This window comes from Jatrophihabitans sp. (assembly GCF_035474675.1).
Lineage (GTDB): Bacteria > Actinomycetota > Actinomycetes > Mycobacteriales > Jatrophihabitantaceae > Jatrophihabitans_A.
In genome coordinates this window covers 1-6089 of sequence record NZ_DATINC010000163.1, presented here as the reverse complement: position 1 = coordinate 6089, position 6089 = coordinate 1, and the positions used below count along the sequence as shown (strand labels likewise).

4 protein-coding genes are annotated in these 6089 nt (G+C 70.7%); 2 read left to right on the top strand and 2 right to left on the bottom strand.

Going from position 1 to position 6089, the window contains the following annotated elements; all coding sequences use genetic code 11:
- Window positions 1-931: 931 nt before the first annotated feature.
- Window positions 932-1777, bottom strand: a complete 846-nt coding sequence (locus tag VLJ82_RS19380; RefSeq protein ID WP_408665007.1) for an Fpg/Nei family DNA glycosylase — start codon at window positions 1775-1777, stop codon at window positions 932-934.
- 84 nt (window positions 1778-1861) lie between these two features.
- On the opposite strand from VLJ82_RS19380, the gene VLJ82_RS19375 reads away from it, so the two are divergent.
- On the top strand, window positions 1862-2674 hold the full coding sequence (locus VLJ82_RS19375) for an MBL fold metallo-hydrolase (RefSeq protein ID WP_408665006.1): 813 nt from the start codon (window positions 1862-1864) through the stop codon (window positions 2672-2674).
- Window positions 2675-2813: 139 nt separating this feature from the next.
- Window positions 2814-3173, top strand: coding sequence for a hypothetical protein (locus VLJ82_RS19370; RefSeq protein WP_408665005.1), 360 nt, complete (start codon window positions 2814-2816; stop codon window positions 3171-3173).
- A 61-nt stretch (window positions 3174-3234) separates the two neighbouring features.
- Here VLJ82_RS19370 and alaS read toward each other — a convergent pair whose 3' ends face one another.
- A complete protein-coding gene (alaS, locus tag VLJ82_RS19365) occupies window positions 3235-5949 on the bottom strand; it encodes an alanine--tRNA ligase (protein WP_408665004.1) in 2715 nt (904 codons plus the stop codon).
- Window positions 5950-6089 lie beyond the last annotated feature (140 nt).

Genomic DNA, 6089 nt, shown 5'->3' with positions numbered 1-6089 from the left:
CTGGCCGAGGTGGCGGCCGAGTTCGACGCCATCCACTCGATCCAGCGGGCCGTCGAGGTCGGCTCGGTGGACGCGGTGATCTCCGCGCACGAGCTGCGGCCGCGGCTGATCGGGGCGCTGGCGGACGCCGAGGCCCGGCGCAGATCAGCCGATTAACCCGATCACACTGCCTAACGGGTAGATGACCCGACCGCTGTACACCACCGGCTATATAACGGGCGCGGACGTCGATGATGTTTGCTGTGGCAAACACGACCCCTCGGTGGAGGAGTTAACTTACTGGCTCGGCTGTGTTGGATCGTGAGTTCCAGACTGAGGAGGGTAGCCAGGCATTGCAGGCTGGGGCTGCAGTTGTGAACGAAAGTCGTATCCGCAACTCTTGCACTGCAGCACGCCCTTCTTCACGTCTTGGCCGCATACCGGGCACGACCGGGTCTTCTTGCGGTTAGTGACAAGCCACAAGACACCGAGGATTACATCTATGAGCGCCCAGAAGATAACCAGAAGCGCGATACCTATCCCCGTACCCACGCTTTCAGCGTCGTTACACGTTGCGGCGTCTAAGGAGCCACAGTCACTTGGAGTCCCAGATGAGCTGGCGACGGCTGCGATGACCCAGATCAACATAAGAAGGTTGAATAGCAGGATCACGTAGGTGAAGATTCGCCAACCAGGCAAGAATCCAAGCCGCTTGCCGTTCTTTGCCATTGCTATCCCTCCGTTAGGTGAAGCAGACTGCATCCCCAGAAAGAGGCGCAAAGCCTAGGTGCTGCGTCGTCGAAGTAGCCTCTTCATTCATGCGCCTCATAAGACGTGCTTGAAATATCAAAGCACGGAACAACCCGACGAGCGACTTAATCACCATTCCGCCGTCTATACCACAAGTTGTGTTACCTACTACCCCCGTAAAACACCGGGCAGGATTAGTTGGTCAGCCGGTGAGGACCTCGGCGCCGGCCGGCTCCTGCCTGCCGGCCGAGCCCGGTGGCTGGCAGAACGGGCACCAGTACAGGTTGCGCCCGACCAGCTCCGCGGTGCGCACCTCGGTGCCGCAGACCCGGCACGGCAGACCGGCGCGGCGGTAGACGTAGCCCGCCTCGTCGCGGGCCAGCCGACCGCGCTTGCGCGGCCGGTCGGCCGGGCGCAGCGTCTCGATCCGGCCGACCCGGACTCCGTGCCGCATCAGCGCCACCAGATCGGCCCACATCGCAAGCCAGACCGGCAGGCTGAGCGCCCGGCCGGGCAGGTACGGGTCCAGCGCGTGCCGGTACAGCAGTTCGGCCCGGTAGACATTGCCTATTCCGGCCACCACCTGCTGGTCCATCAGCAGCGCGGCGATCACCGTCTGGCTCCGGCTGATCCGCCGGTAGGCCAGCATCGGGTCGGCATCGCGGCGCAGCGGGTCGGGCCCGAGCCGGGCGAACAAGGCGGCGACCTGGTCGCGTTCGAGCAGCTCGCAGATGGTGGCGCCGCGCAGGTCCGTCCAGGCGTCCTGGCCGACCAGTCGCAGCCGCAGCGCGCCCTTGGGCTCGGGCGGCAGGCCGGAGCCGGTGGTGAAGCTGCCGTACAGGCCGAGGTGGACGTGCAGCACCGGGCCGTGCTGGTAGTACTGCAGCAGGTGCTTGCCGTTGGCCTCCACCCGGCGCAACACCCGGCCGTCGATCGCGCCGGCGCCCTCGGCGAACCTGCCCTGCGGGCTGCTGGCCCGGACCGGCCGGCCGCCGAAGAGCCTGTGCTGCTCGCGGGCCAGCCGGTGCAGGGTGTGGCCCTCAGGCATGGGCCGCCGCTCGGCGCGGGGAAGTCAGTCGGCAGTGCATGATTACGAACGTAGCGGTTGACGCGGCCGTGCCAGAATCGAGGCATGCCGGCCTGGATCTGCACGACCTGCGGAGTGCAGCAGGCCGACACCGACGAGCCACCGCCCAGCTGCGCCATCTGCACCGACGAACGGCAGTACGTCGGCTGGGAGGGCCAGCGCTGGACCACCATGGCCGAGATCGGCGCCGAGCGCGCCAGCGAGCTGCGCGAGGAGGAGCCGGGCCTGCTCGGCATCGGCACCCGGCCGGCGTTCGCGATCGGCCAGCGCGCGCTGCTGGTCAGCACCGAGCAGGGCAACGTGCTGTGGGACTGCGTCTCGCTGCTCGACGAGGCCGCGCACGCCGAGGTGAGCCGGCGCGGCGGCATCTCCGCGATCTGCCTGTCCCACCCGCACTTCTACGCGGCCTGCGTGGAGTGGGCCGACGCCTTCGACGCCGAGATCCTGATCCCGGAGGCGGACCGGCAGTGGATCCAGCGCCCGTCCGGCCGGGTGCGGCTCTGGCAGGACCGGGTGGAGCCGGTGCCGGGCCTGACGGTGGCCCGGATCGGCGGCCACTTCGACGGCGCGGCGGTGCTGCACTGGCCGGTCGGTGCCGAGGGCCGCGGCGCGCTGCTGACCGGCGACACCGTCACCGTGGTGCAGGACCGGGAGTGGGTCAGCTTCATGTGGAGCTATCCGAACCTGATCCCGCTGGACCCGGCCACCATTGGCCAGATCGTGGAGCGGATCTCGCCGTTCGCCTTCGACCGGGTCTACGGCGGCTGGTGGGGCCGGGTGGTGGTGCGCGACGGCGCCGCGGCGATCCGGCGCTCGGCGCAGCGTTACCTGGACCGGCTGGCCGGCGAGCGGCCCTGACCGCGTCCGGTCGCGGTGCTGCGGCCCTGACCGCTTCGGTCGCGGTGCGGCGGCGGAGTCCGCTCTAGACGGTGTGTCGTTGCTGCGGGTAGATTCGCCGCCCCGTCTGCGCTGCAGACGCCCCCTCGAAGGAGCCCCCATGATTGCTCGCCTGCTCGCCGTAGTCGCGTTCGCGGTCACCATGACCCTGGCCCCACCCGCGCACGCCACGGCGCTCACCGTCAACTCCGCGCCCTGCGCGATCACCGGCTACTACGCTCCCGACCCGACCCACTACGGCACTTTCTCCTGCACGGCCAACGCATCGGGCGGCACCGGCAGCTACAGCTACCGGTGGACGGTCTTCACCTGGTGCTGCGGTGACCAGTACTGGGCCAGCACGCAGACCATCACCGGCAACTGCGCGTGGGGCACGGTCCGCATCTTCACCGTGTACGTGACCGACAGCGCCGGCGCGACCGCGAGCAAGGGCACCTCGATCAACTGCACGCACCCGTAAAGCCTGGCGGTGCCACCGGCCGGCCCCGGCGAGTGCTCGGGGCCGGCCGGTTCCCGCAGGTTCAGGACGCGGGGCTGAGCAGCGAGGTGCGTACCGCCTCGAAACCGGCCTGCGCGTCGCCGGGCTTGCCGCCGGCACCCTGCGCCAGGTCGGCCTTGCCGCCGCCGCGGGCCCCGAGCGCCTGGGCCAGCACCTTCACCAGGTCGCCGGCCGACCGGCCGGCCGCCACCCCGGCCTTGTTCACGGTCGCCACGAAGGACAGCCGGTCCTCGGCCGCCGAGGCCAGCAGCACCGCTGCCGGCCGGGTCGGGTCCAGCCGGTCCCGGACGTTGACCGCCAGGGTGCGCAGGTCGCCTGCCGACACCCCGGCCGGCACCAGCTCGGTCAGCAGTTGCACGCCGGCGACCTCGACCGCGCGCTGCGCCAGCGGCTCGGCCTGCTGCAGCACCTCGGCGGCCCGCAGCCGGTCCAGTTCGCGTTCGGCGTTGCGCAGCCGGATGATCATCGACTCGATCCGGTCCGGCAGCTCGGCCGGCGGCACCTTGACCAGGTCGGCGAGCGCGGCCACCAGGGCCCGCTCATTGGCCAGGTACTTGATCGCGTCCAACCCGACGAAGGCCTCGATCCGGCGCACGCCGGCGCCCACCGAGGACTCGCCGGTGATCGCCAGCGCGCCGATCTGGGAGGAGTGCGAGACGTGCGTGCCACCGCACAGCTCGCGTGACCACGGCCCGCCGATCTCGACCACCCGGACCTCGGCGTCGTAGGTCTCGCCGAACAGCGCCAGCGCGCCCTCCTCGCGGGCCTGGGCCAGCGGCATGTAGCGCACCGCCACCGGCAGGTCGCGGCGCAGCGCGCGGTTCGCGGTCTCCTCGATGTCGGTGCGGGTCCGCTCGTCCAGGCCGCGCGACCAGGCGAAGTCCAGCCGCAGGTAGCCCGGCTTGTTGTACGAGCCGCTCTGCAGCGCCGACGGGCCGAGCACCTCGCGCAACGCCGCGTGCACCACGTGGGTTCCCGAGTGGGCCTGCCGGGCCGACAGCCGCCACTCCGGATCGACCTGGGCGACCGCCTCGGCGCCGGTGCGCAGCTCGCCGGACTCGACGTGCACCCGGTGCACGATCAGTCCCTTGATCGGGCGCTGCACGTCGAGCACCCGCAGCCGGGCCTCCGAGCCCGATCCCGGCACGATGATGACGCCCTCGTCGGCGATCTGCCCGCCGGACTCGGCGTAGAACGAGGTGGCATCCAGCACCACCTCGACCGTCTCGCCCGGACCGACCGCCTCGACCAGCTCGTCCTTGCGGACGATGCCCCGCACCCGGCTCTCGGTCTCCAGCGTCTCGTAGCCGGTGAAGATGGTCGGCCCGTGCTCGCGCAGCGCCCGGTAGGCGGCGGTGCTGGAGACGCCGGACTTCTTCGACCGGGCGTCGTCCTTGGCGCGCTGGCGCTGTTCGGACATCAGCCGGCGGAACTCGTCCTGGTCTACCGACAGCCCCGCCTCGGCCGCCATCTCGATGGTCAGGTCGATCGGGAAGCCGTAGGTGTCGTGCAGGGTGAAGGCGCGCTCGCCGGACAGCGCCGGCCGGTTGGCCTGCCGGGCCTCGCTCACCGCGACGTCGAGGATGGTGGTGCCCGAGGCCAACGTCCGGCGGAAGGCGTCCTCCTCGCCGTAGGCGATCATCGCGATCCGGTCGTAGTCGGTGGCCAGCTCCGGGTAGCTCGGCGCCATCGCGTCCCGCGACACCGGCAGCAGCTGCGGCAGCACCGCGCCGTCGGTGAACTCCCCGCCCAGCATCCGGGCCGAGCGCACCGCCCGGCGCAGGATCCGGCGCAGCACATAGCCGCGTCCCTCGTTGCTCGGCGTCACCCCGTCGGCGACCAGCATCAGGCCGGTGCGCACGTGGTCGGCGATCACCCGCAACCGGACGTCGTCCGGCGCCGCCTCGGCCGCCGACGGTCCGGACTCGCCGCCGTAGCGCTTGCCGGCGAGCTCGGCCGCCCGGTCCAGCACCGGGCGGGTCTCGTCGATCTCGTAGAGGTTGTCCACGCCCTGCAGCAGGGTGGCCATCCGCTCCAGGCCCATGCCGGTGTCGATGTTCTTGCGGGGCAGCTCACCCAGGATCGGGTAGCCCTCCTTGGCCGGGCCCGCGCCGCGCTCGTTCTGCATGAACACCAGGTTCCAGAACTCCATGTAGCGGTCCTCGTCGACCGCGGGGCCGCCCTCGGTGCCGTAGGCCGGGCCGCGGTCGTAGTACAGCTCGCTGCACGGCCCGCACGGGCCGGGCACCGTCATCGACCAGAAGTTGTCGGCCATGCCGCGCCGCACGATGCGGTCGGCCGGCAGGCCGATCACCCGGCGCCAGATGTCGATCGCCTCGTCGTCGTCGAGGTAGACGGTGGCCCAGATCCGGTCGCCGTCCAGGCCGTAGCCGCCCTCGGACCGCGGCCCGGTGGACAGCTGCCAGGCCAGCCGGATCGCCTCTTCCTTGAAGTAGTCGCCGAAGCTGAAGTTGCCGTTCATCTGGAAGAACGTGCCGTGCCGGGTGGTCTTGCCCACCTCCTCAATGTCGAGGGTGCGCACGCACTTCTGCACGCTGGTGGCGCGCTTGTACGGCGCCGACTCCTGGCCGATGAAGTAGGGCACGAACGGCACCATGCCGGCCGCGACGAACAGCAGGTTGGGGTCGTCGAACGGGAGCGGGGCGCTCGGCACGACGGTGTGACCGTTGTCGCCGAAGAACCGCAACCACCGACGGCGGATCTCAGCCGTCTCCATGGGGAACATCCTGTCGTGGGGCGGTACGGGGAGCGAGGGCGGGGGCGGTCGGCCCCTAGCGAGCTCGGTGCGCCGGGTTGGTCGGCCGGCCGAAGTCCGCGCCGCCCGATGCGCCGCCCGACGCGCCCTGGTAGCCCTGG